Origin of the sequence: Hyphomonas oceanitis SCH89 (assembly GCF_000685295.1) — a bacterium.
In the GTDB taxonomy this organism is placed as follows: Bacteria; Pseudomonadota; Alphaproteobacteria; order Caulobacterales; family Hyphomonadaceae; genus Hyphomonas; species Hyphomonas oceanitis.
In genome coordinates, this window is the sequence record NZ_ARYL01000012.1 from 16,026 (window position 1) to 42,173 (window position 26,148).

Sequence of the window (26,148 nt, forward strand, 5' to 3'; positions counted from 1 at the left end):
GGAGGCTGAACGGCCGATGGCGAATGCTGCAGAACAAATGGCCCGCAACGTCAATTTTGCGAGCTTTGGAAAAGCGAAGGATCTGCAAAACCGGATCCTGTTCACGCTTGTAATTCTGGTCCTCTACCGCCTCGGCACGTACATCCCCATTCCCGGCCTCGACCCGGAACAGTATCGCAGCCTCTTTGCCGGCCAGTCGAACGGCATTCTGGGTTCTATGAACCTGTTCGCCGGCGGCGCGGTTGAGCGTATGGGCGTCTTCGCGCTCAACGTGATGCCCTACATCACCGCTTCCATCATCATCCAGATGATGACGTCGGCCTCACCCACGCTTGAGAAACTCAAGAAGGAAGGCGAAGCGGGCCGCAAGCAGATCAACCAGTACACCCGTTACCTGACGCTGGCCTTCGCGCTGGTCCAGTCGTTCGCAATTGCCGGTGGCCTGTCGGCTGTGCGCATTGAGGGCATTGCGCCCTGGTTCTTCATCCTGACCGGCGTTGTCACGCTGACCGGCGGCACAATGCTGCTGATGTGGATGGGCGAGCAGATCACCGCGCGCGGTATCGGCAACGGTATTTCGCTGATCATCTTCGCCGGCATCGTTGCGGAACTTCCGAAGGCAATCTTCAACCTGATTACGCAGGCGCGCACGACCTCGGTCAATATTGTGTTTGTTCTTGCGATTGCGGTCATGGTTATCGCGCTGGTCGTCTTCATCGTGTTCATGGAGCGATCACAGCGAAGGCTGCTGATTCAGTATCCGAAGCGCCAGCAGTCCCATGGCTTTGCACAGGGCCAGCGCAGCTTCCTGCCGCTCAAGATCAACACGTCGGGCGTTATCCCGCCAATCTTCGCCTCGGCGCTGCTGATGCTGCCAATGACGGCAATCGGCTTCCTCGGTGGCGGCGCGGCAGATGCTGGCGGTAGCGGCATTCTCGGCTTCCTCGCGACTCACTTCTCGCCGGGCTCGTGGACCTACATCATCACCCAGGCTGGCCTGATCATCTTCTTCTGCTTTTTCTACACGTCGATCATGTTCAATCCGGAAGAGACGGCTGATAACCTGCGCAAGTATGGCGGCTTCATTCCCGGTATTCGCCCAGGCTCCAATACAGCAGCCTATATCGACTATGTTCTAACCCGCCTGACGACGATTGGTTCTTTCTATCTCGTCTTTGTCTGTATTCTTCCCGAGCTCCTGCGTCGTTATTTCCCGGAAATTCCGTTCTATATCGGTGGCACATCGCTTCTGATCGTGGTTTCTGTAACTATGGATACGGTGACGCAGATTCAATCGCATTTGATCGCGCACCAGTATGAAGGCATGATCAAGAAGTCGAAGCTCGGGGGCCGTAAGAAATGAATTTGATACTGTTCGGGCCGCCTGCGGCCGGAAAAGGCACGCAAGCCAAACGTCTCGTCGAAGAACGTGGATACGTCCAGCTCTCGACCGGCGACATGCTGCGTGCAGCGCGGGCCTCGGGTTCCGAGCTGGGCCAGCGGGTTGCGCAAATCATGGATGAAGGCGGCTTGGTCTCCGACGAGATCGTGATCGCCCTGATTGATGAGCAGCTGGAAGTGCAGGCGGGTGCGCCTGGTTTCATTTTCGACGGCTTCCCACGCACTGTGGGCCAGTCTGAGGCACTTGATACGCTACTTGAGTCGCGCGGCACCTCTGTGGATCTCGTGATCCGCATGCTGGTCGACGATGACAAGCTGCTGAGCCGTGTCACGAAACGATTCGAGGAGCAGGGGCGTAAGGACGACAATCCAACGACTTTCTCGCGCCGTCTCGAAAAATACTATGAAGATACAGCACCCTTGCTGCCGATCTATGCCGAACGAGGTGTCCTCGTTGAGATCGACGGAATGGGTGGAATTGATGAGGTCGCGTCCCAAATCGACACGGCCTTGAAACAGACCGCCTAAAGCTGGGATTCCGCTGTTGACGCGGGAATTTGTGGGGTTATAAGCCTCATCTCTTAGCTTAAGGCTTAATCGCCAGTGCGCGACGGGGCGGCATCCGCCCCTTTGCGCTCTTTATGTTTGAACAGTCGCTTCAGGAGTAACGGCTTTGGCCCGTATTGCAGGCGTTAACATCCCGACCAACAAGCGCGTCGAAATCGCGCTGCGCTATATTCATGGCATTGGCCCGGCGATGGCACGCGAAATTATTGAAAAAGTGGGCGTCGAGCCTGCACGCCGCGTCGCAGACCTGTCGGACGCCGAAGTTATCCGCATCCGCGAAGCGATTGATGCCGACTATCTCGTGGAGGGTGACCTTCGCCGCGATACGTCGATGAACATCAAGCGCCTTATGGACCTTGGTTGCTACCGTGGCCTTCGCCACCGTCGCAAGCTGCCGGTCCGCGGCCAGCGTACACACACCAACGCCCGCACCCGCAAGGGTCCGGCCAAGCCGATCGCCGGCAAGAAGAAATAATAGGATCACACCGAGATGGCCCGCGATACAACGACACGAGTCCGCCGCAGAGAGCGCAAGAACATCACTTCCGGTGTTGTTCACGTCAACTCGAGCTTCAACAACACGATGGTCACGATCACCGACGCGCAGGGAAATGCTATTTCCTGGTCGTCCTCGGGCGTCGTTGGCTTCAAGGGCTCGCGCAAGTCGACCCCTTATGCTGCCCAGATGGCTGCTGAGGACGCTGCGAAAAAAGCTCAGGAGCACGGCCTTCAGACTGTTGAAGTGAACGTGCGCGGTCCCGGTTCGGGTCGTGAGAGCGCGCTGCGTGCGCTCCAGGCCGTGGGTCTGACCGTCACGTCGATCAACGACACGACGCCGATCCCGCACAATGGATGCCGCCCGCCGAAGCGCCGCCGCGTCTAATCAAACCTCTCCAGCGGCGCACTTTGCGCCGCTTGCCGCTTTCAAGGAAAGTCGCCCATGGCTGACAAAGAACTTATCTCCGTCAACGACCGTAACTGGAAAGAACTCATCCGTCCGAACCGCCCTGTGGTTCAGGCTGGATATGACACGAAGCGTAAAGCGAAGCTGGTGATTGAACCGCTTGAGCGCGGCTACGGCACGACGCTCGGAAACGCCCTGCGCCGCGTGCTGCTGTCATCGCTTCAGGGTGCCGCCATCATTGGCGTCCAGATCGACGGCGTTGTTCACGAGTTTTCGGCAATCCCAGGCGTCCGTGAGGATGTTACGACGATCGTGCTGAACCTGAAGCAGGTCGCGATCTTCATGGAATCCGACACGCCGAAGCGCATGGTGCTGAAGGCGAAAGGCCCAGGCGAAGTCAAAGCCGGTCAGATCGAAACGCCAGCTGACGCCAAGATCCTGAACCCTGACCTCGTCATCTGTACGCTCGACGACGGCGCAGAAGTTCGCATGGAATTCACTGTTGCCACCGGCAAAGGCTACGTGCCTGCTGATGCGCACCGTCCGGAAGATGCCCCAATCGGCTATATTCCGATTGACGCGATCTACAGCCCAGTTCGCCGCGTTGGCTATCTGGTTGAAGATACGCGTGAAGGCACTGTGCTGGACTATGACAAGCTGACGCTCGACATTGAGACGGACGGTTCTGTAACGCCCGAGGATTCGGTCGCTTATGCTGCCCGCATCCTGCAGGACCAGCTTCAGCTGTTCATCAATTTCGAAGAGCCAACCCTCGAAGTGGGCCAGGCTCAGGAAGAAACCGACCTCGGCTTCAATCCCGTCCTCCTCAAGAAGGTCGACGAGCTGGAACTGTCCGTGCGTTCGGCAAACTGCCTGAAGAACGACAATATCGTCTATATCGGCGACCTCATCCAGAAATCGGAAGCAGAGATGCTGCGCACGCCGAACTTCGGCCGCAAGTCTCTCAACGAAATCAAGGAAGTTCTCGCTGGCATGGGCCTGCACCTCGGCATGGAAGTGCCGGATTGGCCGCCAGAAGATATTGAAGGCCTTGCCAAGAAATACGACGACCACCTATAGGACCCGATCAATCTGATTACCGGGGGCCTGATCACCTCCAGAGGACACGACAATGCGCCACGGACTAGCCCACCGCAAACTGAACAAAACGACCTCGCACCGTAAGGCGATGTTCGCCAACATGGCGGCGAGCCTCATCACGCATGAGCAGATCGTTACGACCCTGCCCAAGGCCAAGGAAATGGCGCCGCTCATGGACAAGCTTATCACGCTTGCCAAGAAGGGTGACCTTGCGGCCCGCCGTCAGGCAATCGCGAAAGTTCGTGACGAGGACGCTGTTCGCAAGCTGTTCGACGTGATGGGCGACCGTTACAAGGACCGCAACGGCGGTTACACCCGCGTTCTGAAAGCTGGCTTCCGCCATGGCGACAACGCACCTGTTGCTGTCCTGGAACTGGTTGATCGTGACGAAACGGCTCGCGGCGCTGCCGACAAGGCGCGTCACGCTGCTGAACTGGAAGCGATGGACGACTAGTCCTTCCGCGCCTTCACTGAAATACTCAAAGCCCCGGACGGAAACGTCCGGGGTTTTTCGTTTGGGGCAAAGGAATTCGTTGCAACAGGGGGTGGCCGAAAGAAAGTGTCATGCTGGTTTGCTAACGCCTGTCAGGCAATAGCGAGGAGGCTGCATCCATGATTCCATTCCCTTACAGTTCGGGCCGCACGACAGCGACGGCGATTTTGCTGGCTGCGTCGCTGATCAGTGCCTGTACAACACCGGCAAGTGAAACCGCTACGATAGTTATGAAAGCCGAGGCGCCGGTTGCTGATTCGGAATTCACCATTGCGGTTCTGCCCGATACGCAGAACTATCTTGATTACACGCACCAGGCCGCCGAAGGCTTTCCGTTTGAGGCCAGCGAGCTGTTCCTCAAACAGATGCAATATGTTGCCGACAATCTGGAGAGCGCTGGCGGAGAGATCGCCTTCGTTACGTCCCTCGGCGATGTCTGGCAGCACCAGACGCTGGTGATGGACGAAGACCACAAGGCGCGTGGATTCAAGGCCGTGCCAAATCCGATCATGGACAGTTTCTTTGCGCCGACGGAAAAGACGAAGACCGTCGAGATGCCAAAGGCCCATGAAGGCTTCTCGCTGATCGCCGGCAAGACGCCCTTCTCGGTCGTGCCGGGCAATCACGACTATGATTCCATGTTTACGGACTCCAAGTTCCCACCCAAGGCCACGCGTCCGCAGGAGGTGGACCCGAACGAACTGAAGAGCTCACTTGGGATTGTCCATCCGGGGGGGCTCGACAATTTCCGCTCCGTTTTCGGCGCGGATACGGCCTTCTTCAGGGACAAACCCTGGTATGTCGCCAGCCATGATGGCGGCGCGGACAGCGCGCAGATTTTCGAGGCGGGCGGCTATCGCTTCCTGCACATCGGTCTGCAATTCGATCCGCCGAACAGCTCGCTGGATTGGGCCAAGGCCGTGATGGTGAAATATCCCGGCGTGCCGACCATTGTTTCCACCCATGACTACATGGACAAGGAAGGCGCGCGCGTGCCGAACCCTATCGTCGATGGGCATGCCGTGGACCCGCAGAACAACAACCCGCAAATGGTGTGGGACAAGCTGATCAGCCAGAATGACCAGATTTTCCTCGTCCTGTGCGGCCATGAGCATGGTCAGGCCTACCGCGTCGATGACAACGCATTCGGCAACAAGGTGTGGCAGGTGCTGGCCGACTATCAGGACCGCGGGCAGACGGCCATTGATGCGGGCGTCAAATCGGCTTGGCCTGTGGGCATTGGCGATGGGTGGATGCGCCTGATGCGTTTCGACATGGCTGAGGCCGCGCCGGTCATGAGGGTGAAGACTTATTCGACCCATTACGAGAAGATGAGCCGCGATACGGCCGAGTATGCGGCCTGGTACAAGGCGGGCGAGAAGCCGAATCTCTCGGACGATGCCTTCCATGACGAAGACGACTATACCGTCACACTGACCGATTTTCGCGCACGTTTCGAAAAAATGGGACACGCGACGGAATAGACGCAAGCCCTTGGGCGATAAAGCAGTTTTGGAAAACACATCAGACCCCGGACCAATGTGTCCGGGGTTTTCTTTCTCAGGCAGGCTTGACGACGGAATCTGATTCCATCATACGGCGCATCCATTCAGCAACGGAGATACCAATGAACTGGTATACCAACCAACCAAGGGCGAAGTTTGACGCGCAGGATCTGCGCGGCGAATGCGTTCGCATGGAGGAAGCTGGATAGGGCTGATTGTCAGCCTGCAGATCGGGAAACCGGTTTTTGTCCGCCCTCCGCGCCTATCGCCCGGAGGGTTTTTTATGTCTTTCACCCAAAGGGAACCGCGGAGGGCTTGTCAGGAGGAGTTTGGAAGCACCAGACTTTGGAACGATGAGTGAATTTGACGTTTTCGAAACCAGCGCCGGTGGGCGCATCAAGGCCTGGGTAAAAGGTGTTCCCGTTGAGGAGAGCGCCCGGCACCAGCTTGAGAATGTAGCGGGCCTGCCGTTCATTCACTCGCACCTTGCCGTGATGCCGGACGTGCACTTCGGGCGCGGCGCCACCGTTGGTTCGGTCATCCCCACGAAGGGGGCGATCATTCCCGCTGCTGTCGGTGTCGACATCGGTTGCGGCATGATGGCGATTGGCACGAGCCTCACAGCGAACGACCTGCCGGACAGCCTTGCGGCCATCCGCAGTGAGATCGAGCGCAAGGTGCCGGTCGGCAACGGGCGCGCTGGCAGCCATAAGGAAGCGCCCGCACGGGCAGCCACGGCGCTGCGTAATTCCGGGCTGGTGGATCGTCTTGAGGCCATCACCAGAAAGCACAAGCGTATCCAGCGCACGGCCTTTGCCAAGCAGCTGGGCTCGCTTGGCGGCGGGAACCATTTCATCGAGCTTTGCCTCGATGAAGCGGACCATGTCTGGGTGATGTTGCATTCCGGGTCTCGCGGCACCGGGAACGTGATAGGCACCTACTTCATCCAGGAAGCCCGTGAGGCCCTGGAGAAGCGCGTGCTCGGCTATCATGTGCCCGACCGTGACCTCGCTTTCCTTGTGGAAGGAGAGGAGCTGTTTGCGGACTATATTGATGCCGTCGGCTGGGCGCAGGACTATGCGCGCCTCAACCGCGAAGTGATGATGGACCGGGTGCTGATCGCAATGCGTGAGATGCTGCCGCCTTTCACCTTGGCCAAGCAGGCGGTGAACTGCCACCACAATTATGTGCAACGGGAGCATCATTTCGGCGCCGATGTCTGGGTCACCCGCAAAGGCGCCGTGCGCGCAGGTGAGGGTGAGCTGGGCATCATTCCGGGTTCGATGGGGGCGAAGTCCTTCATCGTGCGCGGGAAGGGCAATGCGGAGTCGTTCTGTTCGTGTTCGCACGGGGCAGGGCGGGCCATGTCGCGCACGGAAGCGAAGCGCCGGTTCACGCTGGAGGACCATATCGCAGCAACAGCCGCCGTGGAATGTCGCAAGGACGCGGGCGTGATTGATGAAACGCCGATGGCCTACAAGGACATCGACGCCGTCATGGCCGCGCAGTCTGATCTGGTGGAGGTGGTGCACACGCTTCGTCAGGTCGTCTGTGTAAAGGGTTGACAGTTAACCATGTCTGGCCTTATACGCCGCACCTCACTGCTGGGCCGTCCGCTCAAGGATGGTCCGGCAGACCTAACCCGAAGAGATTTGAGATGAAGCTGAGTTGTAAAAACACAATCAGCTCCTCGCGACTGCGGGGGGCATTGTCGGCCTCCCCCGTGCTTTGGCCGGTGGACGCCTGACCTCGTATTGAACACCTGATCCGCTCGCGCTGAGGTAATGCCTCGGCGGCTGCGATTTGAAAGGAGGTGGATCATGGGCACGCCCATGACCCTGATGCATGTGCGTCCGAAAGGGCGTGCAGGCATCCAGACGCCATTGCTCGGCTTCCTGGCCGGGCCTCATGCTGACCTGATCGCTCATGCCTGGCCTGCGCCGCACAGCGGGTTCTTCACCCTGCCAACGGCCCGTCGCCATGCTGCCGCGATCCTGCTCGGTCGTGCGCCGGAGATGCGAATGGGCGAGATCATCCACGCGGTAGAGCGTGGGCGAGATCGTGACGTTGCGTGCCTCCTGATGCGGGGCGAAGCGCCGGGCGGCCTGATGAAGGCGCTCGGCCGTCTCGGCGAAGTGCTGTGGGAGGCGGGTGACTATACCCGTTTCCTCAGCCTGTTTGCTGAGGAGGAAGCGGCACGTGTGCTGCGGCACATGAAGGCCATCGGAGCTGATCGGCTCGCGCTGATCGGTAAATTGCCGATACAGCTGCGTCAGGCGGGGATCATTTCCCGGTTGCCAGCTTTGCCGGTCGCCGTGGATGACCTTGCCGAAGCGTTCCGTCTGGCCTTGCGCATTCATAGGGCAGGCGAGGCGATCGCCATGGCCAGCCGCTGGAACCGGGCGCGCGATACGCTCGCCTTGTTCGACATGGCAGCCGAGGCACTTCAGCTGGTTCGGTTCGGCAGCGTGATGGCGCTGCCGCGCCTGCCGGAGGCCTTCGTGCCGGTCAATGACCGCAAGGCACTAGTCAGTGTCGCGCTCGAGTTTCGCAATTGTTTGCGGGACTTTGCGGGCGATCTGTCCGCCGGGCGGATGGCGGTCTACACCGTGCGCGTTGCGGGTGAGCACTTGGCTGTTGCCCTGCGGCAGGATCCTGCCGGCTGGCGCTTGGCCGAGGCGCTCGGTGTGCAGAACGCGGACGCAAGTGACGCCGCGCTCCGGCACATCGTCGCTGTCCTCGACGCGGCTGGCGTTCGCACCGGGCAGTCGACGTGGGCGCTCGCCCGCCAGCTGCACGACCATGCGTGCGACAGATGCGGTCCGGCCCATATCGGCCCGCGTGAAACCTGGCGTGACCGGCTTGCACTGGGCTCGCTCTGGGATTGAGGCGTCTGATGGAATGCCCCTTCTTCCGCAAGGAAGGAGGGGCATTTTGCATATGCCATCAGGAAAGCGGACAACTGCCCGTTATTCGCCCCCGTGATGAGCGCGACAAAAGGATTACAAATCCGAAATTGTCATTGTCCCAATAAGTGCCGTAGAAGTTTACCATGTCGATTTGGAAAGCCGCGGTCATTGTTGCCGCATCTGTCAGTCTTGCGGGTTGCGGTGGTGGGGGCTCCGGCTCTTCATCAGGGCCTGTCGTTGTGCCCCCTTCGCCACCGGCGTCGCCTGCGCCCGTTTCACCAGCACCTCCGCCGCCACCCCCGCCTGCTTCACCGCCGGTGTCCCCGCCACCGCCGCCACCTCCGGCACCCGGCCCCCAGCGCTACATGGACGAGGTGTTCGCCAGCACGAACCGGACGTCCGATGTGGTGTTTGGTGAGGCGGACCGGAATGCCGGCACCCAGACGCTCCGCATGGATATCTACACGCCTGTGGGCGACACAGAGACGGATCGCCCCGTATTCGTGCTTGCTTTCGGTGGCGGATTTACGGAGGGCAGTCGCCGGAACCCCCTCATTGTCTCCGTTGCTCAGAATCTTGCGCGGCGTGGCTATGTGGCAGCCTCCATCGATTATCGATTTTTTGAAAACACACCGGCTACGGAAGATGATGCGAATATCGCAATCATTGAAGCCATGTATGACATGCGAGCCGCTGTGCGTTTTCTCCGACAGGATGCGGAAGGCGCCGATATCTATGGCACGCGAGATGATGCGGTATTTGTCGGCGGCGTTTCCTCCGGGGGCATCATGGCGTCCTTCGCTGGTGCCCTGGACCTTGGCGACGGCCTGTCGACGAATGTGCGTAATTTCCTGACGGCGCATAACGGCACAGCGGGCGACAGCAGCACGAATACGGGCATTTCCTCGGATATTCAGGGTGTCTTCAGCATTTCGGGCGGGCTGACGGATTTTCTCTGGATTGATGCGAACACGGCGCCGATCTACGCGGCGCATGAAGAGTTCGACCCAACCGTTCCGTGCCGGTATGCCATGGGCGATGCAGGCTTCAGCTTGGCGGGTGGGTGCGACATGGTGCAGATCGCGCAATCCTATGGTGTCGATGCCGAGCTCTACCTTGTGCCGGGAGCGAACACACACGTCGGCTACAGCAATGCCCAGATCGAGGAATTTATTGACGAGGCTGCAGCCTTCTTCGCGGCGCAACTTCCTTGAAGTTTAGAGGCTTCTTAGCTGATTGCATTGCCCCGATCGCAGATCGCGAATGCCAGCGCGTGAGCCGCTCAATCACCGCGAATATTCGTGCCGGTCGCATTACGGTGGATCGGCACCGTGCCACGTTTTCCATCCTGCAGAGTCAGGACAAGATAGCCCCTGCGGCGGTCAAGCTGGACCCTGAAAGCGGACAGATAGTCCAGCCCCATCACCATGGCAGGTGCATCGACAAGCCCCAGGTGCTCGAATAGGAGCGGATCAGCGACGATCATGTCGGGCCGGGAGACCGTGTGCTTGCCGAGCCGGATTTTTCGCCCCGTCGCCACCCGGACATCAATACCATTCCCGGTGATTCCTTGCAGGATATGGGTCTTCTGGAGATTGGGCGTCATGTCGGCGTCTTCAGCAAACCGGCTGTTGATATATGAGACGCTGGACCCGGTGTCGATGAGCGCCAGACCTTTGCGTCCATTGAGCTTTACCTCCGTGAACCAGAGCCCGCTGATCTGGCGCATCGGCAGGCGACTTGTTATCTGTGCCGTGTGCGTATCGGGGCGTCCATTATAGACAAGGACGCGGCCCTCTGCGAAGTCAAAGTCCACTACATCGCCCTCAAGAACCGTCAGCGGGACGATGTTCTTCACACCGGTCACCTCGATCCGCTGGTTCAGTGCGGCGGCCACATCAATAAACCGGCAATTTCCTGCTGCGATACTGTCCAGGTATACGATGGGATAGGCGCGCGTGCCCTCAAGGCCGAGGATAGTTACCATAGAGGAATCGGGTGGTTCCACGCCTGCGCGTTTGGCCGTTGCCATACCGATCATCGCATATGTTGCTGCCGTATCGATCACCCCGATGGCGGGCGTCTCGTCGTTCAAGGTCAGTTGCACGACGATATTGCCATTCATGTCTACATTGAACGGAATAGATTGGCGTTCGGTGGCATGCGCGGCAACGGAACCGACGACGCAAAAGGCAGCCAAGGCGGCCTGACGAAAGCGGCGCAGCCATTTTTCTGTCGGACTGCGTGTCGACTTTTTCCTCCCGTGCATCGCGTATCCTCGCTCTTGCACTTGCCAGAATGACACGATTTTGGCTGGTGGCCAAACGGCGGCCTCCCGCAGTCGCGCTTTCCTGTTTCCGTCGTGTGGTATATTGTAAGCCCAACGAGACATGGAGGAGACACAACATGGCCGACGGACACGACATCGAAGAGCGTGCAAAATTCCGCGAAATGCTGGAGGGCACGCAGGAAGACTGGGGTATCATCGCCACGCATGCCAAGCAGTTCAACAAGGGACTAGCCAAGCGCGTACTGGACCATTTGAGGCTGCTTGACGGTGACTATGGTGGCTTCCCTGTCGACCGTCTGACCCATTCGCTGCAGACTGCAACGCGCGCTCACCGCGACGGGCGTGACGAGGAATATGTCGTGTGCGCTCTGCTGCACGATATCGGCGATACGCTGGGCAGCATGAACCACCCGGACGTGGCTGCGGCGATCCTCAAGCCGTTCGTATCAGAGGCCAACCTGTTCATGGTGGCCAATCACGGTGCGTTCCAGGGCTATTACTTCTTTGAGTATCTTGGCCTCGACAAGAACATGCGCGAGCAGTTCAAGGACAGCCCGCACTATGAATACTGCGCGCAGTTCTGCCATCTGTACGATCAGGCCGCATTCGACCCTGATTATCAGAGCGAGCCGCTGGAATTCTTCGCGCCGATGGTTGAGCGCGTCTTTTCCAAGCCGAAGAACTCAATGTATCTGAAAGCCATGCAAGACTAGAGCGAACGGCCTCCCCTCGGGGGGGCCGTTACAGCTTCAGCCTGTGCAGGCGCCCTTCGTGGCAACACTCGTGCCGTCGGCATGGGCTTCACACGTATTCGGATAGGTCTTGCCGTTGCAGCCGCAGACGGGTGCATATTCGCGTGTGCAGGCGGGCTTAATCTTCTGGCAGGTGCCAGCATAGTCAGCCGTGCTGACGCACATGCCATCCTGCACAAGACAGAAATAGCCATCTTCGCATTGCAGGGCAGCGATGCCGCCGCAGGTCTCGCCTTCGGCGCTAATGGGTAACGCGACTGATTCTGAAGCGGGCTCGGCAGGCTCAGCGGGAGCAGGGGCGCTACACGCCGTGGCAATCAGGAAGGCTGAAAATAGAAATGTAATGGCAGTAAAACGCATGGATTCCCCTCAATAGCGTGTGAGGAGAATCCTGCGCTTAAAACTCGCCTGAAGCAACCTTAGGCCTTCACACCACCAGCTGCGACCGCGAACATGTGCTGGCCGTGTTCACCACCGGCCTTGAAGGCTGGAAGCGTTTTGGACGTATCGGTGATCTGGTCCCACTTGGCGGCAACCGCCTCAGCCGTGAGGTCGTCACCGACGCCGACGAATGCACCTTCGGTTTCAACGATGCGCGCGATGGAGAATGCGCCTGCGGCAGCCGACAGGATCACGCCGGTAGGGGCATCTTCCTTGACGAGGTTCATTACGCCGGGCGACACGTATTCAGGCTTCAGCTGTTCCAGAACGGCAGGCGGCATCAGGCCTTCCGTCATCTGCGTTGCAGCCACCGGGCAGACGGCGTTGATCTTGATGTTGTTCTTTGCGCCTTCGATCTTCAGCGTGTTCATCATGCCGACGAGGCCGAGCTTGGCGGCGCCGTAATTGGCCTGGCCGAAGTTGCCATAGAGGCCAGTCGAGGAAGTCGTTACGACGATACGGCCGTAATTCTGCTCTTTCATGATGTCCCAGGCGGCGTGGATCGGCATGAACGAGCCGCGCAGGTGAACGTCGATGACGAGGTCGATGTCGGTTTGCGTCATCTTGGAGAAAGACTTGTCGCGCAGGATGCCGGCATTGGCGATCAGGATGTCGATGCGGCCCCATTTGGCCATTGTGTCATCGATCACTTTTTTCACGCCAGCGGCGTCAGCAACCGAGGAGCCGTTGGCGATCGCTTCGCCGCCCAGGGCTTCGATTTCCTTCACGACGCCTTCAGCTGCTGCGGAGCTGCCACCCGATCCGTCCATGCTGGAGCCCAGATCGTTGACGACGACCTTGGCGCCGCGGCGGGCAAGTTCGAGGGCGTGGCAACGACCAAGGCCGCCGCCGGCGCCGGTGACGATGGCAACTTTGCCGTCAAAACGGATATCGGACATGGGAAAACTCCTGCAATTGCTACAAACGGTTCTGGTCGGTGTCACACCAGACGTTCACGTAAACGTCAAGCCGCGTCCCTGCGTCATATCTTGCCGCAAGCGCATGCCCGTGGTCAGAGTCCCAAAACGAAACGCATGAAATGGGAGGAACCGACATGCTGGCTTACGTAACCCTTGGAACGAACAACAAGGAAAAAGCCCTGACTTTCTATGACGCCGTCCTCGGTGAAATGGGCGCGAAACGCTTCTTCGCGAACGATCGCCTGCAATTCTATGGCGTCGGCCCCGGCCAGCCCATGCTGGCGATTGGTGACCCCTATGACAAGGATTCTGCCAGCTGCGGCAATGGTGTGATGCCGGCGCTGGCCTGCGCGGACAATGCAACGGTCGACAAGGTCTACAACAAGGCCATCGAACTTGGCGCCGTTGACGAAGGCGCGCCGGGCAACCGCATGCCGACCTTCTATGGCGCCTATTTCCGCGACCCCGACGGCAACAAGATCTGCGTCTGCAAGCTCGGATAGGCCTTGTTGTCGGCTGAAACGGCCCTTATTCCCGGCGCAGGCCGGGGTCTCTTGCCTTTCTTCAATTGCCTGAGGTCCCGGCGTTCGCCGGGAGCACGGCGTGTGGGGTGATCCTGAATGAGCCCCTTTGAGAGCCCCACTCACCTCCCGGGGATACCTGCGGAGGCAGGTATCCATGGACCGGGTTTTCCCGAAGCGCTGTGAGGCCCGGCCAGTCCATGGGCCCCTGCCTGCGCAGGGGCCACCGGGGGGATAGGTGGGTGTGCGAATTTGAGGATGCAGGGGCGACCGGAAACGCCTTAAAGCGCCCGGCAAAATGGTCTGATTGTGGGGGGATTTAGCCCGAACTTTCCCAGCTTTTGAACGCCGCACGCAGCAATTCCGGCAGGGCCGTGGCGATGGCGCCAAGCTCTGGCGGCATGCGGTGGGTGCGGGTCATGGGCAGCGCCATGGGGGCCGCTTCACCGGCCCTGCGCTGGCGTTCCAGCGTACGGGCGAGGCGTTTGGCGTGGGCTTCCGGGGCGGCGAGCAGTTCCTGCAGCGCCGCGAGGCGGGCGAGGATCGGGGCGGCCTGAACGGGCCCGCAGGCCCGTGTCGCGGTCGCTAACCCGTCCCCGACCATGTCCGGGCCCATGACGCGGGGCGACAGGCCGGTGAGGCGGCCCGAGGCTTTGGTTTCGACGCGCTCGGCATCCGGATGATGCCCGGACGATGCCCGAATAGTAACCGGAGGCAGCACGAGACCAAGCGCCATCAAAGTGAGAAGCCGCCGGATGATGATTTCTAGGCGCGCGAGTTCGGCCCGGGCGCGTTGGGCGAGGGTGCGTTTCAGTGTGGTGGGGTTGAGGTGCGCGTTCGTGATAACGGCGACGTTCGCCAAGGCACGCTGAGCCTGGGCGATGCCATGGGTGACGAAGGCGGACGGTTTGCTCATGGCGGCCAGTATAGGCCGGGCGGGATTGGGGTTGGATAAGGTGGGGGAGCAAAGTCCGCATCCACGGAGAAGGTCGGGACTGCGGCTGAAAAAGAAATGCGTTCCCCTCACGTGTGAGGAGAGGGGAACGCATCAATTCGGTTCAGGCCTGGATCACTCCGGGTCGGACGCCTCATCGGCGGCGTCGTCGACGGCTTCGCCTGCATTTTCAAGAGGGCCATCGGTGCGATCGACTTCACCCGTGGTGGCTTCCTCGATGGCGGAATCCATCTTCTCGCCCTGCTTCTCGGCACTCGAATTGTCGCCACATGCGGCCAGCATGAGAAGGCCGGCCAGCATGAGGCCTGTCGTTTTCAATTTCCGCATTTTACTGCTCCTGTCGTTTTGATCAGATAGTCGGACAGGGACGCATGCCCCCGGAGCCCGGTCCTGCCTGCATTGGCGAGCGTGGACTGGCACCAGCATGGTCGCATCGCCGTCGATTCGCAATGTTTGTGCGATTGTGAGGAGAAGCATGACCGTATCCCCGGCGAAGGCCGGGGTCTCCTGCGGGTGGCTTTGGTCTTCAATGGCATGAGATCCCGGCGTTCGCCGGGACTGCGGGTATGGGAGTGCGTTCAGGCCAGACTTGCCGCCAACCGCCTGAAGTCGTCCTGCGTCAGGGTTTCCGCCCGCGCTGTGGGGTCGATGTCGACGCTCTGGAGCCATTCTTCGGCTTTCATACCACGCTTCTTGGCGAAGGGTTTCAGGGCCGCGCGCATCATTTTGCGGCGCTGGCCAAAGGCGGCGCCGGTGATCTGTTCGAGCTGGTCGATATGCTGGAAGCGCTGGTCGGCGGGCAGGGGCTCCAGCACGGCGACGGCGCTGTCGACCTTGGGCGGCGGCGAGAAGGCGCCGGGCGGCAGCGTGAAGGAGATGTAGGGGCGCGTGGCCGACTGGGCGAGCACGGCGAGGCGGCCGTAATGGTCTGTGTCCGGCGCAGCGCAGATGCGCTCGGCGACTTCCTTCTGGAACATCAGCGCCATCTCGCCGCGCCAGTCACCGGCCTTGAGCCAGCCGACGAGCAAAGGCGTGCCGACATTGTACGGAAGGTTGGCGATGATCATGGCGGGCTGTGTGGCGCCGGCCTCGTTGACCAGTTTCTCGAAATTGACCTTGCGGGCATCTTTCTGGACGACGATGAGACGGCCGTCGCGGGCCGCAGGCCAGAGCGTCAACGCCTCGGCAAAGCGCGGGTCTGTCTCCACGGCGATGACGGTGCCTGCGCCTTCGTCGAGCAGGGCGCGGGTCAGGCCGCCGGGGCCGGGGCCGACTTCGATGACGACGCGGTCTTTCACCGGGCCCGCAGCGAGGGCGGCGCGGTGGAGGATGCTGGGGTCGAACAGGAAGTGTTGTCCGAGCGCCTTGCGGGCCGGCGCGTCTGTCAGTTCGGGGCGTTCAATGTCGCTCATGAGGCGTTCGCCCTTGTTTTGGCCATGGCGGCGGCGAGGCGGATGGCGGCGATGAGGCTGTCGGGGCGTGTGGTGCCTGCGGCAGCGGCGTCATAGGCGGTGCCATGGTCCGGGCTGGTGCGCACGACAGGCAGGCCGAGCGTGACGTTCACGCCGCCCCACATGTCCAGCGTCTTCACCGGGATCAGGCCCTGGTCGTGCGTCATGGCGATGACGGCGTCATAGGCGCCGCTGAGGGCTTCGGCGAAGACCGTGTCGCCGGGGCGGGCATCTGACATGTCCACGCCGGAAAGGCGCAGGGCATGGGCAGCAGGGTTGATGACGGAGATTTCTTCCTTGCCGATGGTGCCGTCTTCACCCGCATGCGGGTTGAGGCCGGTAAAGGCGATGCGCGGCGCGGCAACACCGAAATCGCGCCGAAGCGAGGCGGCAACGATCTGGCCGATCTGCACGAGGCCCGGCACTGTCAGCGCATAGCCAACGGTCATCAGCGGAATGTGGATCGTGGCGAGCGCCACACGCAGGCCGCCGCCGACGAGCATCATCACCGGCTTGGGCGGCGGGCTGTTCGGGTCGGCGCAAAGGTGCGCGACGTATTCCGTGTGGCCGGGATAGGCAAAGCCTGCGCCGTAGAGCAGGGCCTTGTTGATCGGATTGGTGACTAGTCCGGCAGCTGCGCCATCCAGGGCGTGGGACGTGGCCAGCGCGATGGATCGGATGATGGCGGGTGCGGCTTCAGCGTTTGGCTTGCCGGGCTGGATGTCCGGCACGTCGTTGAGGGCGAGCACCGGGAGGGCATCTGGGAACACCGCTGCGGCCTCTTCCGGCGAGGCAATTTCGCGGACGGGCAGGTCGGACGGATAGAGAGCCGGGGCGCTGATGGCGTAGAAGGCAAGGCTCGGGTCGGTGCGAAGCTGGCGCCAGGCCTCTGCCGTGATGGCAGGACCGCACCCGGCCGGGTCCCCCATGGTCAGAGCCAGGGGCAAAAAGGAGACATCTTCGCTCACGTGCGGAGGTGTGGTTCCAAACGCGGGATCGTGCAAGCCCTAACGATAGATGATCGTGGCTTCGCGGCGCAGGTTACGCAGCTCGCGCTCGGAAATCATGCCGAGTTCGCGGTTCTTGAGGCTGCCTTTCAGGTCGTCGCGCGAGGGCAGGGCCTCGGCGCCGTCATTGCGGGCGCAGACATACATGGTGGCAAGGCCGCCGGACGCCGCGAAGATGGCCGTGGGCTGGCCCACATCGACCTGCATGACCAGATCCTTGCCCTCGGGGCCGAGTTCATCGACATTTATCTCGTCTAGATCGGCGGCCCGCAAATTGGTCTTGGAATTGGCGACGCTCTGGACGTCATCACAGGTCTTGATCTGGTCCATGGCGGCCTGGAGGTCTTCCTCCTTGCCGTCCGTAACGAAGAGGCGCTTGAGGTTTACCTTGGTCACGGCCTGGCTCGGTTCACGCTTGTTGGCGACGAGGAGGATGTAGACGCCGTTCTCGACGGGAATGGGCTCAAGCAGGCCGGGCTTGTCGATGCCGGAGACAGCTGCGGCCAGTTCCGGCGCGAGGTCTTCCGTGGAAACCCAGCCCATGTCGCCGCCCGTTGCCGCGGTGGGCGCCGACGAGATGCGTTGCGCGGCGACGCGGAAGTCTGCGCCTTGTTTCAGCTGGTCAAGCACGGTGTTTGCGGCGGCAAGCGCCTGCGTCTTGGTTTCCTCGTCCGGGGCGAACAGGAAGATTTCCGACACGCGATACTGGGTTTTCTTTGAGGCGGAGCGCATGCGCTCCAACTGGTCGTCGACCTGGTTTTCCGAGACGCGGATACGGGAGCCATAGAGGCCGCTCATGACGCGGTTCCAGGCGATCTCGGCGCGCATCTGTTCTTCGAGGCTGGCCGGGTTGACGCCGGACTCCAGGAGCTGGGCTTTCAGCTGGTCGCCGGTTGTGCCCCCCTGACGGGCCATGTCTTCGACCGCGCCGGCAATCTCGCGGGGGTCGATCTCCATGTCGAATTCGGAGGCCTTCTCAAGCTGCAGGCTTTCGTCGATCAGCTGTTCGAGGGCCTGGCCGGTGATCTGCTGGATCTGCTCCTGGCTGGGCTGCTGGCCGCCAAGGCTGAGCAGGAGCAGACGGGCGCGCTGGCGCACGTCCGAATAGGAGATCGGCTTGTCATTGACGACGGCGGCGATGCCTTCCAGCGCGAGACGTCCGGAATCCGTGGAATCCTGCGCATTGGCGACGCCTGCGGCAGACAATGCGAACAGGGAGGCAGCGACAAGTAACTGACGGACCATGTATTTTCTCCGTTGAGCCCCCAGCCGGGCCCAAATCATTAACTGATGCGGACCATACAAGTCCTGTCGCAAGGCGCAACGGATCAGGACAGTCATGCCTGAATCGTTACAGAAAAATCAGGTTAGGCGCGATGTCTGCGGCGGGGGCGCCAACGGGCTTTCCGAATCAGTCGAACTCGCTTGAACCGAACTCCCCGATAGATTTGAGCGAGAAGCGAAACTGGATGCTCTCCGACGGGCCCAGCGTGCGGTCTATCAATTCCGACCGTTGGTAGACAAGTTCAAATCGTGAGCAGTCGTCTTCATAGGCAATGCCATATTCTTTTTGGGCATTCAGGTTTTGCACAATGTCGCGCAATTGCCCGAAAATGATGGAATAGCTTTTGGTTACCTTGAACTCGCCGCGCAGGAAGATGCCCTCATCCGGTCTATTCAGCGGGCTGACTCGCTCGTTGATATTGTAGTATTGAGCGACCGCGCGCAGGCGCTTGTAGTTCGTGCTGAGGCGCGCATCGATCCGGTTCAGCTTGTAACCATCATCATCAAGACGCATGCGCGTATCGAGGCGTAGGGCATTGCCAAAATCGGCCGAGGCAGATGCCACCCAATCCGATGATGTGCCGTCGAGGTTGCTGGCAACGTCAAAATTCGGATCAGTTCGTGAGCGCCACCGGCGTCCGAACGTGGTGGCAAACTCCGGGCCATTCCTGAAGACTGCACGCGCGGTAAGTCCCGCTGCGACTTTACCGTCACCTTCATAGAGGTCGTAATTGCCAAACCCGTTGGCCTCGAACAGGTCGCCCTCATCGAATTCGAAGAGAAGGCTGTCCTCGATCGGGATCGCTGTGCCATTCACATTCGAGAACCCCCAGGCGGCCATGACGGTGGGCTCAACCATGATGTCCACGATCTTGCCGGGACGCACCAGAGGATAGGAAACCCTCGCACCTGCATTGCCGACCGCGCGGCTGACATCGGGTTCACCCGAGACATCTTCATTCAGCGCATAATAGTCTGCGCGCATCTCTGCGAAGGGCTCGAATGTGAAACCGCCTGGCAGTACGTTGAGGTCTGACCAGTCCCCACCGACGCTGAGACGTTGGCTGTTCAGACCGTTTTCGCGCGTCAGCATTGCGGACGAGGCATTGACGGCGGCAAAACCATAATCGCCAAGATCCCAGTATTTTTCACTGAACAAGACAGGTGCAACAGTCGGCAGTGTCCGGGAATCGTCGGCGCCACGCAGGCCCTGAAAATCGAGTACAGCCACATCCGTATAGTAGCTGTCACCCTGACCCACGGCGAAGATCTGCGACAGGAGACGGCGTGGCTGGCTGGTGTACAGGCCGCGGCGTTCGCCCTGACCGTCAAGGTCATAACGGCGGTCGTAAAGGTCGTCGGACTGGGTTTCGACACCGAAGCCCCATTTCCATTCGGGACTGATGGCGAACAGGCCCTTCCCGTAAATATGTCCGCGCCACTTCTCGTCGCCAAACCTGACGCCGTCGCTATCGAAATCGGTTTCGCGGGTGATGCTTGTATTGATCTTGACGCCGCCGGAATAGAACCGCTTGCGGTAATCGAGTTCCACCATCGGGTTAACGTTCGCGCTCACCATCGGCGAGATGGTCAGGTCCTGGGACTGCGAAATGGCCCAGTAATAGGGTTGCTGGTAAAAAGCACCGAGCTTGGAGGACAGGCCTCCCGATGGCACGAGAAAGCCGGAGCGCCGCTCGGATGTGGGATCCGGGTGGGACAGATAAGGCAGGTAGAAGACCGGAATGCCGGCAACCTCGATGATCGCATCCCGGTAGGAGATCATCTGGCTTTCCTGATCAAGCACGGCGCGGCGGGCGCGTAGCGACCAGGTCGGGGTCGTGTCGTCACCGCAGAGCTGACAGGACGTATAGATGACCTGTTCAAGGGCGTTCACGCCGTTCTTCTTGCGGATTGCGGAATTGGCAACGATCGTGGCCCCTTCCGGCAGGCGGGCCGAGAAGCCGATGGCATAGCCGTCCGCGAGGTCGGAATTCACTTCGACTTCGTCGGCGAACTGCTGGGAACCATCCGTATCGACGATGACGACATTGCCCGTGGCGCGGACGCGATCCGTGGTCCTGTTGTAGATGATGCGGTCGGCGCGCAGCACGCGGCCCTCATACAGCGCCTCGACATTGCCCTCGGCAACGACGCTGTTCTCTTCGCGGATTTCATAAATATAGTCGGCTTCGAGAACGACGTGTTCCGTTGGCGCGTCAGCGGGCACGGCCACTTCCGAGGTTTCCTGTGCGTACGCAGAAAAGGGCCCGGATGACACCAGACCCAATGCCGCGGCGTAGAGAAGCCAATTCGCCAAGTCCGGATTACCTCAGTCACGTCTGCGCATTTGAATGGGCATTAAATGCCTGCGCCGGATTGTTGATCAGACAGGAGGCTTAGAGGTGATGGCGAAGGCCGTCCAGCCATAGGCGGCTTATGGCGGCATTTTCCTGCAGGACGCGGTGCTTTCGGAACACAGCCACGAGTCCTCAGACGGCGCGTGCCGCCAGCCCGCCGGGTAGCGTCAGGGCCAGGCCGGAAAGCTCCAGTTCGACAAGAATGGCTGCACATCGCGCGGCGCCAAGGCCGCAGGCGCGGGCGATTTCGTCAATCGGCATGGGATGCGGCGAGAGGGCTTCGAGAACCCGTTCGAGCTGGCCTTCCGGAAGGGAATCGCCATCCATTTCCGCGTCGTACGGTCCGTTCTCGGGATCGGAGACGTGGCCAAAGCGCAACGAGGACAGGATTTCAAGCACGTCATCGGCATGCCGTACGAGGGAGGCGCCTTGATAAATAAGGGCATTTGTTCCCGATGCCCGTGGATCGAGGGGGGAGCCCGGTACGGCCATCACTTCACGCCCCTGCTCGCCAGCCATGCGCGCGGAAATGAGCGATCCGGACCGTTCTGCGGCCTCGACGACGACCACCCCACGGGACATTCCGGTGATGATACGGTTGCGGCGGGGGAAATCCTGGGCCTTTGCGCGGTAGCCAAAGGGGCTCTCGGAGACGATGAGCCCTTCAGCGGCAATCTCGGCATAAAGGCGCTCATGCTGGGGTGGGTAGACATGGTCGACGCCGCCACCGAGCACGGCGATCGTACCCGTGCGCAATGTGGCCGCATGGGCCTCCCCGTCGATTCCGAGCGCGAGGCCGGAGACAACAACGAATCCCGCCGCGCCGAGGCCTGCTGATATGTCCCGGGCGAGCTTGCGACCGGCCGCTGAGGCATTGCGGGCGCCGACGATCGCGACTGTGGGCTGGGCCGCAAGGTCAGCGCGGCCGAGCAGTGTCAGCGTGGGTGGGGGCGGTGCCAGCGCTCGAAGCAGAGGCGGAAAGTCCGCCTCGCAACTGGCGATAATGCGGGCGCCATATTTGCGCGCTGCGGCGATCTCGTCCTCAACCGCGTCAACGGATGGCGCGATGATGGGGCGGCCACGGCCTGCCCGCCGTGCGATCTCCGGCAGGGCATCGAGCGCAGCGCCGGGCGTGCCGAAGCGTTTGACCAGCTGGGAAAAGGTGACCGGGCCGACATTCTGCGTACGGGCGAGGCGGACCCAATTACGACGCTCAGTGTCGGACAGGGGCCGCGCCGGACTCATGCTTCAGGTTTGGCCTTGGGCGTGCCGAACTTGGGTTCGGTGCCTTTGAGCAGGCGGCTCACATTGGTTCGATGCGTCCAGAACACAAGGAGCGAGAGGAGCGTCAGGCCGACCAGCACGACCGAATTATGCTCACCCAGGAGGTAAGCGCCGGGCGGCACGAGAACGGCGGCTGCGAGAGCCGCGAGTGAGGAGATGCGCGTGATGCCGAAAAGGAGGAACCAGACCGGCGCGGCGACAAGAAACCCGGGCAGCGTCGTGAACAACAGAAGGCCGGCATAAGTCGCAATGCCTTTCCCACCCTTGAAGCCCAGCCAGACAGGATAGCAATGGCCGACAAAGGCCATGGCACCGGCGACGAAGCCGACCTCGCGGCCGAAGAAATAGGAGAAGGCAAAAGCGACGAGGCCCGCCTTGAGGCTGTCGAGCAGGAGCGTTGCAAGGGCGAGGTCCTTGCGACCGGTGCGCAGCACATTGGTGGCGCCGATATTGCCGGACCCGATGCTACGGATATCACCGAGGCCAGCGGCCTTGGTGATCAGCAGGCCAAAGGGAATCGAGCCCGCGAGATAACCGCAGGCAGCCGCCGCGCCATATCCCATCCATGCCTGCATGCCGTTCTCTCCTGACGCATCCTGACAGACGGTCTACGAACCCTGCCAGCCTGCGGCAAGGGTTTCAGATCAATCGCCCAGCAGAGCGGCGCGGATCGGCTCGATCCAGGCTTCCTTCTCGGGATCGTAGACCCGGAAATTTGATGAGAATGACCAGTGGCACCAGCCGAACTCATTTGACTCAGCCAGTTCGCGGACCGCACGGGTCCACCGCGCGCGGTCTTCCATGGGCGCCGCATCATAGACCCCGAATTCGCCGAGGAGGAGCGGCTGGTGGTGCAAGTCGCGGAAGGCGGCTGCGCGGTCGAAGTCGGCTTTGGCCCGGTCCATATCGGCCTTCGTGCCCCAGTGGGTTCCGACTGGCGGCGTGGGCTTGAAGAAGTCTGCGCCCTGATGGGTAAAGCTGAACGGGTCGTAATAGTGCCAGGACAGAATGACGCGCGAATCGGCTGGCGGTGCGCTTTCCAGGAGGCCGGTGAGCGAGCCCCATTCCGCCGTTGCAAGGATGATCCAGCGATGAGGCTGGGACTGCCTGATCTGGCGGACGATGCGCTTGTTCAGGGCATCGGTCCGTTTCGCCGTCATGTTCGTGTTCGGCTCGTTGAGCACTTCGAAGATCAGCGTGTCAGGATAGGACTCGTAGTGACTTGCGAGCTGTTTCCAGATGCTTTCAAGACGGCGCTCATGCTTGGCCGGTTCCATGTTCAGATCGTAATAATGATGAACGTCGAGGATGACTTTCAGATCCTGCGACAGGGCGTAGTTGATGACCTCGTCGGTGCGGTCCAGGAGGTGGTCTTCAATCTGGTAACCGCCCCATGTTCCTGCATGGGCAGACCATTGGACGGGCAGTCGGATCGTGTCGAAGCCTGCCGCCTTTATGCGGTCTATGTCTTCCATGCGGATCGTGTAGCCCCATTCTCCCTCGTTCGGGGCTTCCAGCGCGCCACCCATATTGATGCAGCGCTGAACAGGGGAGGATGGACGCCGCAAACTGGCGGTCTCGCTGCAAGCCGCCAGCACGCTTGACGCGAGCACGAGGAAGGCGAGCGCCGATACGCTTCGCTTCATTACATGTTGTACATTATTCATGAAATGCATCTGACAGGATGTGGAAATGCGGTCAATCAGAAGTGGCTTCTGCATCCCTTTCCGCCCCCTGACGCCGCATTATCAGGCGTCAGCCCGCAGGTGCGTATTCGAATACGGTTTCACCCCCGACGAGCGTGCGGATAACGCGGCCCTGCAGGCGTCGGCCATCGAAGGGCGAGTTGGTCGAGCGTGAACGCAGATCTTCCCGCACGCACAGCCACGGCTTGCCTGGATCGAAGAGGATCAGGTCGGCCGGTGCGCCAGTTTTGAGGCGGCCCTGGGGCAGGCCGAGCAGGTCGGCCGGGCGGCAGGTGACCGGGGCGAGGGCATCCAGCAGCGGCAGGTCCGCATCGTTGACGAGGCTCATCAGCGCCGAGAGTGTGGTCTCAAGGCCGGCCGCGCCAAAGGCTGCTTCGCCGAAGGGCAGGCGTTTTTCTTCCGGGGGTTGGGGATCATGCGCGGAGACGACCGCGTCGATCTCGCCACGCTTCAGGGCGGCGATCAGGCCCTGCCGTGTGTCCTCGTCCCGGAAGGGAGGGTTGACCTTGCAATAGGTGAGATAGTCGCCGACGTCGCGCTCGTTGAAGAACAGCGTGTGGGCAGCGACAGTGGCGTGGATCTTGGCGCCACGGCCACGTGCGGCGGCGATGATCTGCAATGTGCGCTCGGTGGAGACCTGATCGACCACGAGGCGGCAGCCGGTCGCTTCGGCCAGCATCACGTCGCGGGCCGCGCCGATCCATTCGGCTTCGGGCGGAATGCCGGAGAGGCCGATGCGTGCAGCCAAGGCGCCCGCATTCATCACTCCAGATCCGGACAGCGCCCGCTCGTCCGGCCGTGACATGACAAGCGCGTTGCGGCTGGCGGCATAGGTCATCACGCGCTTCATGATCGAGGCGTTGGCGATGGGCATATCGCCATTGGTGAAGATGATCGCATCGGCATCAGCCATCAGACCGATCTCGGCCATCTGCTCGCCCTTGAGGCCGACCGTCAGGGCGCCGGAGGGATAGATGCGGGCCTTGGCGGTCTTGCGGGCCTGCTCGATGATAAAGCGCACGAGGGCGACATCATCCACAACAGGGCGCGTGTCGGGCATGACGACGAAGCTGGTGACACCGCCGGCAATGGCTGCGCGCGAGGCGGTGGCGAGCGTTTCCTTCTGCTCGTCGCCCGGCTCGCCGGTCTTGACGCGCAGGTCGATCAGGCCAGGGGCGAGGCAGAGCCCGCCCGCGTCGAGGCTTTCCTTGGCATCGCCGTGCGGACCGGACTGGCCCTTGGCGACATCCTTGATCTTGCCCTTGTCGATGAAGATCGCGCCGGGTTCGTCCAGGCCGGTGGCCGGGTCGAGCAGGCGGGCATTGTGGATCGAGAGGCTCATGGGCGTGTCCCCGCGAGAAGGTCCAGAACGGCTTCGCGTACGGCGACACCCATTTCGACCTGTTCTGTGATGACGGAGCGCGGCCCGTCGGCAATGGCGCTTTCGATCTCGATGCCGCGGTTCATCGGGCCGGGGTGCATGACCGTCGCATCCGGCAGGGCCAGCGCGAGGCGTTCTTGAGTGAGGCCGAAATAGCGGAAATATTCGCGGCGGCTTGGCAGGAAGGCGCCGTCCATGCGCTCCATCTGCAGGCGCAGCATCATGACCACGTCGGCGCCTTTGAGCGCGGCGTCGAAGTCTGTCGTCGCGCTGGCGGCGCCCCATGTATCGGTGCCGGGCGGTAGTAGGGTTTTCGGGCCGCAGAGATGGACTTCGGCTCCCAGCAGGTGCAGCGCCATCGTGGTCGAGCGGGCGACACGACTGTGAGCGATGTCGCCGCAGATGACCACTTTGAGGCCCTCGATACGGCCCTTGTGGCGGCGGATGGTGAGTGTGTCGAGCAGGCCCTGGGTGGGGTGTTCGTGGGTACCGTCACCGGCATTGATGACCGCGCAGTCGACCTTGCGGGAGAGCAGCTTGGCACCGCCGGAGGCCGAGTGGCGGATGACCAGCACGTCCGGCTTCATGGCGTTCAGCGTCATGGCCGTGTCGATCAGGGTCTCGCCCTTTTTCACGCTGGAATTGGCGACCGGCATGTTGATGACATCGGCGCCGAGGCGTTTCGCGGCGATCTCAAAACTGCTCATCGTGCGGGTGGAATTCTCGAAGAAGAGGTTCACCACCGTACGCCCGGTGAGGACCGGATCGGCGCGCTGGCCTGCGCGCGTGGCATCCGCATAGCGGTCGGCGAGATCCAGAATGTGGGTGATATCCAGAGGGTGAAGGCCTTCGATTCCCAGCAAGTGCGCGTGATCGAAGCTGTAAGTGTATCCCGCCATCGGCATGGAAGCCCTTTCGA

General features: G+C 61.2%; 26 protein-coding genes. 12 read left to right on the forward strand and 14 right to left on the reverse strand.

All coding sequences use genetic code 11. The features are described from left to right. The first annotated feature begins 16 nt into the window (after positions 1-16). From secY to HOC_RS09240, 10 genes are all read left to right on the forward strand, one after another. Entirely contained in the window at positions 17-1,363 is a 1,347-nt protein-coding gene (secY, locus tag HOC_RS09195) for a preprotein translocase subunit SecY (protein WP_035537811.1), read from the forward strand. After that, complete coding sequence (locus HOC_RS09200) at positions 1,360-1,929, forward strand: adenylate kinase (RefSeq protein WP_034738442.1); 570 nt, start codon at positions 1,360-1,362, stop codon at positions 1,927-1,929. Before secY ends, HOC_RS09200 begins: the two co-directional genes overlap by 4 nt. 145 nt (positions 1,930-2,074) lie before the next feature. Beyond that, a complete protein-coding gene (gene rpsM, locus HOC_RS09205; RefSeq protein ID WP_034738443.1) occupies positions 2,075-2,443 on the forward strand; it encodes a 30S ribosomal protein S13 in 369 nt (122 codons plus the stop codon). Between the two features lie 15 nt (positions 2,444-2,458). After that, entirely contained in the window at positions 2,459-2,851 is a 393-nt protein-coding gene (gene rpsK, locus HOC_RS09210) for a 30S ribosomal protein S11 (RefSeq protein WP_034738444.1), read from the forward strand. A gap of 57 nt (positions 2,852-2,908) precedes the next feature. Further along, positions 2,909-3,952, forward strand: coding sequence for a DNA-directed RNA polymerase subunit alpha (locus tag HOC_RS09215; protein WP_035537813.1), 1,044 nt, complete (start codon positions 2,909-2,911; stop codon positions 3,950-3,952). Between the two features lie 52 nt (positions 3,953-4,004). After that, a complete protein-coding gene (gene rplQ / locus HOC_RS09220) occupies positions 4,005-4,427 on the forward strand; it encodes a 50S ribosomal protein L17 (RefSeq protein WP_035537814.1) in 423 nt (140 codons plus the stop codon). Positions 4,428-4,588: 161 nt separating this feature from the next. Then, a complete protein-coding gene (locus HOC_RS09225) occupies positions 4,589-5,950 on the forward strand; it encodes a metallophosphoesterase family protein (RefSeq protein ID WP_422120050.1) in 1,362 nt (453 codons plus the stop codon). A gap of 374 nt (positions 5,951-6,324) precedes the next feature. Next, positions 6,325-7,536 (forward strand): RtcB family protein, encoded by a 1,212-nt coding sequence (locus HOC_RS09230; RefSeq protein WP_035537820.1) that lies wholly within the window; start codon positions 6,325-6,327, stop codon positions 7,534-7,536. Positions 7,537-7,791: 255 nt separating this feature from the next. Beyond that, a complete protein-coding gene (locus tag HOC_RS09235; protein WP_035537822.1) occupies positions 7,792-8,859 on the forward strand; it encodes a hypothetical protein in 1,068 nt (355 codons plus the stop codon). Positions 8,860-9,245: 386 nt separating this feature from the next. After that, the gene (locus HOC_RS09240) at positions 9,246-10,094 is read left to right on the forward strand and encodes an alpha/beta hydrolase (RefSeq protein WP_051624683.1); all 849 of its coding nucleotides are present in this window, start codon (positions 9,246-9,248) and stop codon (positions 10,092-10,094) included. Between the two features lie 68 nt (positions 10,095-10,162). Here the strand turns inward: HOC_RS09240 and HOC_RS09245 are convergent, their stop codons facing one another. After that, positions 10,163-11,149 carry an aspartyl protease family protein gene (locus HOC_RS09245; protein WP_035537829.1) on the reverse strand — a complete coding sequence of 329 codons (987 nt, stop codon included), beginning with the start codon at positions 11,147-11,149 and terminating at the stop codon, positions 10,163-10,165. Positions 11,150-11,286: 137 nt separating this feature from the next. Between HOC_RS09245 and HOC_RS09250 the strand changes: the two genes are divergently transcribed. Next, complete coding sequence (locus tag HOC_RS09250) at positions 11,287-11,883, forward strand: HD domain-containing protein (protein ID WP_035537830.1); 597 nt, start codon at positions 11,287-11,289, stop codon at positions 11,881-11,883. Between the two features lie 36 nt (positions 11,884-11,919). Here HOC_RS09250 and HOC_RS09255 read toward each other — a convergent pair whose 3' ends face one another. Beyond that, positions 11,920-12,282: a Kazal-type serine protease inhibitor domain-containing protein gene (locus HOC_RS09255; protein ID WP_035537831.1), complete on the reverse strand. Its 363-nt coding sequence runs from the start codon at positions 12,280-12,282 to the stop codon at positions 11,920-11,922. Positions 12,283-12,341: 59 nt separating this feature from the next. Then, the gene (locus tag HOC_RS09260) at positions 12,342-13,262 is read right to left on the reverse strand and encodes an SDR family NAD(P)-dependent oxidoreductase (RefSeq protein ID WP_035537832.1); all 921 of its coding nucleotides are present in this window, start codon (positions 13,260-13,262) and stop codon (positions 12,342-12,344) included. A 155-nt stretch (positions 13,263-13,417) separates the two neighbouring features. Between HOC_RS09260 and HOC_RS09265 the strand changes: the two genes are divergently transcribed. Then, on the forward strand, positions 13,418-13,786 hold the full coding sequence (locus tag HOC_RS09265; RefSeq protein ID WP_035537834.1) for a VOC family protein: 369 nt from the start codon (positions 13,418-13,420) through the stop codon (positions 13,784-13,786). A gap of 337 nt (positions 13,787-14,123) precedes the next feature. Here HOC_RS09265 and HOC_RS09270 read toward each other — a convergent pair whose 3' ends face one another. From HOC_RS09270 to HOC_RS09320, 11 genes are all read right to left on the reverse strand, one after another. After that, complete coding sequence (locus HOC_RS09270) at positions 14,124-14,720, reverse strand: hypothetical protein (RefSeq protein WP_035537835.1); 597 nt, start codon at positions 14,718-14,720, stop codon at positions 14,124-14,126. A 153-nt stretch (positions 14,721-14,873) separates the two neighbouring features. After that, entirely contained in the window at positions 14,874-15,086 is a 213-nt protein-coding gene (locus tag HOC_RS09275) for a hypothetical protein (RefSeq protein WP_035537836.1), read from the reverse strand. 251 nt (positions 15,087-15,337) lie between these two features. Beyond that, positions 15,338-16,171, reverse strand: a complete 834-nt coding sequence (gene rsmA / locus HOC_RS09280; protein WP_035537838.1) for a 16S rRNA (adenine(1518)-N(6)/adenine(1519)-N(6))-dimethyltransferase RsmA — start codon at positions 16,169-16,171, stop codon at positions 15,338-15,340. Next, complete coding sequence (pdxA, locus tag HOC_RS09285) at positions 16,168-17,157, reverse strand: 4-hydroxythreonine-4-phosphate dehydrogenase PdxA (protein ID WP_422120049.1); 990 nt, start codon at positions 17,155-17,157, stop codon at positions 16,168-16,170. The genes rsmA and pdxA overlap by 4 nt, the downstream gene beginning before the upstream one ends. 60 nt (positions 17,158-17,217) lie before the next feature. Further along, a complete protein-coding gene (locus HOC_RS09290) occupies positions 17,218-18,462 on the reverse strand; it encodes a peptidylprolyl isomerase (protein WP_035537839.1) in 1,245 nt (414 codons plus the stop codon). A 166-nt stretch (positions 18,463-18,628) separates the two neighbouring features. Continuing rightward, complete coding sequence (locus tag HOC_RS09295; protein ID WP_051624684.1) at positions 18,629-20,734, reverse strand: LPS-assembly protein LptD; 2,106 nt, start codon at positions 20,732-20,734, stop codon at positions 18,629-18,631. A gap of 256 nt (positions 20,735-20,990) precedes the next feature. Beyond that, positions 20,991-22,103, reverse strand: coding sequence for a DNA-processing protein DprA (gene dprA, locus HOC_RS09300; protein WP_035537844.1), 1,113 nt, complete (start codon positions 22,101-22,103; stop codon positions 20,991-20,993). After that, positions 22,100-22,717 carry a glycerol-3-phosphate 1-O-acyltransferase PlsY gene (plsY, locus tag HOC_RS09305; RefSeq protein WP_035537847.1) on the reverse strand — a complete coding sequence of 206 codons (618 nt, stop codon included), beginning with the start codon at positions 22,715-22,717 and terminating at the stop codon, positions 22,100-22,102. The genes dprA and plsY overlap by 4 nt, the downstream gene beginning before the upstream one ends. A 69-nt stretch (positions 22,718-22,786) precedes the next feature. After that, positions 22,787-23,809 carry a glycoside hydrolase family 5 protein gene (locus HOC_RS09310; protein WP_162174820.1) on the reverse strand — a complete coding sequence of 341 codons (1,023 nt, stop codon included), beginning with the start codon at positions 23,807-23,809 and terminating at the stop codon, positions 22,787-22,789. Positions 23,810-23,897: 88 nt separating this feature from the next. Next, positions 23,898-25,190, reverse strand: coding sequence for a dihydroorotase (pyrC, locus tag HOC_RS09315; protein WP_035537849.1), 1,293 nt, complete (start codon positions 25,188-25,190; stop codon positions 23,898-23,900). Continuing rightward, positions 25,187-26,134 carry an aspartate carbamoyltransferase catalytic subunit gene (locus tag HOC_RS09320; RefSeq protein ID WP_035537851.1) on the reverse strand — a complete coding sequence of 316 codons (948 nt, stop codon included), beginning with the start codon at positions 26,132-26,134 and terminating at the stop codon, positions 25,187-25,189. Before HOC_RS09320 ends, pyrC begins: the two co-directional genes overlap by 4 nt. Positions 26,135-26,148: the final 14 nt, after the last annotated feature.

Excerpts from the sequence above, each read along its gene's own strand:
- HOC_RS09215 (WP_035537813.1), top strand. The coding sequence starts at position 2,909 with ATGGCTGACAAAGAACTTATCTCCGTCAACGACCGTAACTGGAAAGAA.
- HOC_RS09235 (WP_035537822.1), top strand. The coding sequence starts at position 7,792 with ATGGGCACGCCCATGACCCTGATGCATGTGCGTCCGAAAGGGCGTGCA.
- HOC_RS09320 (WP_035537851.1), bottom strand. The coding sequence starts at position 26,134 with ATGCCGATGGCGGGATACACTTACAGCTTCGATCACGCGCACTTGCTG.
- HOC_RS09230 (WP_035537820.1), top strand. The coding sequence starts at position 6,325 with ATGAGTGAATTTGACGTTTTCGAAACCAGCGCCGGTGGGCGCATCAAG.
- HOC_RS09250 (WP_035537830.1), top strand. The coding sequence starts at position 11,287 with ATGGCCGACGGACACGACATCGAAGAGCGTGCAAAATTCCGCGAAATG.
- pyrC (WP_035537849.1), bottom strand. The coding sequence starts at position 25,190 with ATGAGCCTCTCGATCCACAATGCCCGCCTGCTCGACCCGGCCACCGGC.
- HOC_RS09245 (WP_035537829.1), bottom strand. The coding sequence starts at position 11,149 with ATGCACGGGAGGAAAAAGTCGACACGCAGTCCGACAGAAAAATGGCTG.
- HOC_RS09200 (WP_034738442.1), top strand. The coding sequence starts at position 1,360 with ATGAATTTGATACTGTTCGGGCCGCCTGCGGCCGGAAAAGGCACGCAA.
- HOC_RS09240 (WP_051624683.1), top strand. The coding sequence starts at position 9,246 with ATGGACGAGGTGTTCGCCAGCACGAACCGGACGTCCGATGTGGTGTTT.
- HOC_RS09265 (WP_035537834.1), top strand. The coding sequence starts at position 13,418 with ATGCTGGCTTACGTAACCCTTGGAACGAACAACAAGGAAAAAGCCCTG.
- rpsK (WP_034738444.1), top strand. The coding sequence starts at position 2,459 with ATGGCCCGCGATACAACGACACGAGTCCGCCGCAGAGAGCGCAAGAAC.
- rsmA (WP_035537838.1), bottom strand. The coding sequence starts at position 16,171 with ATGAGCGACATTGAACGCCCCGAACTGACAGACGCGCCGGCCCGCAAG.
- plsY (WP_035537847.1), bottom strand. The coding sequence starts at position 22,717 with ATGCAGGCATGGATGGGATATGGCGCGGCGGCTGCCTGCGGTTATCTC.
- HOC_RS09260 (WP_035537832.1), bottom strand. The coding sequence starts at position 13,262 with ATGTCCGATATCCGTTTTGACGGCAAAGTTGCCATCGTCACCGGCGCC.
- HOC_RS09290 (WP_035537839.1), bottom strand. The coding sequence starts at position 18,462 with ATGGTCCGTCAGTTACTTGTCGCTGCCTCCCTGTTCGCATTGTCTGCC.
- rplQ (WP_035537814.1), top strand. The coding sequence starts at position 4,005 with ATGCGCCACGGACTAGCCCACCGCAAACTGAACAAAACGACCTCGCAC.
- HOC_RS09310 (WP_162174820.1), bottom strand. The coding sequence starts at position 23,809 with ATGAATAATGTACAACATGTAATGAAGCGAAGCGTATCGGCGCTCGCC.
- secY (WP_035537811.1), top strand. The coding sequence starts at position 17 with ATGGCGAATGCTGCAGAACAAATGGCCCGCAACGTCAATTTTGCGAGC.
- HOC_RS09275 (WP_035537836.1), bottom strand. The coding sequence starts at position 15,086 with ATGCGGAAATTGAAAACGACAGGCCTCATGCTGGCCGGCCTTCTCATG.
- HOC_RS09270 (WP_035537835.1), bottom strand. The coding sequence starts at position 14,720 with ATGAGCAAACCGTCCGCCTTCGTCACCCATGGCATCGCCCAGGCTCAG.
- HOC_RS09255 (WP_035537831.1), bottom strand. The coding sequence starts at position 12,282 with ATGCGTTTTACTGCCATTACATTTCTATTTTCAGCCTTCCTGATTGCC.
- dprA (WP_035537844.1), bottom strand. The coding sequence starts at position 22,103 with ATGAGTCCGGCGCGGCCCCTGTCCGACACTGAGCGTCGTAATTGGGTC.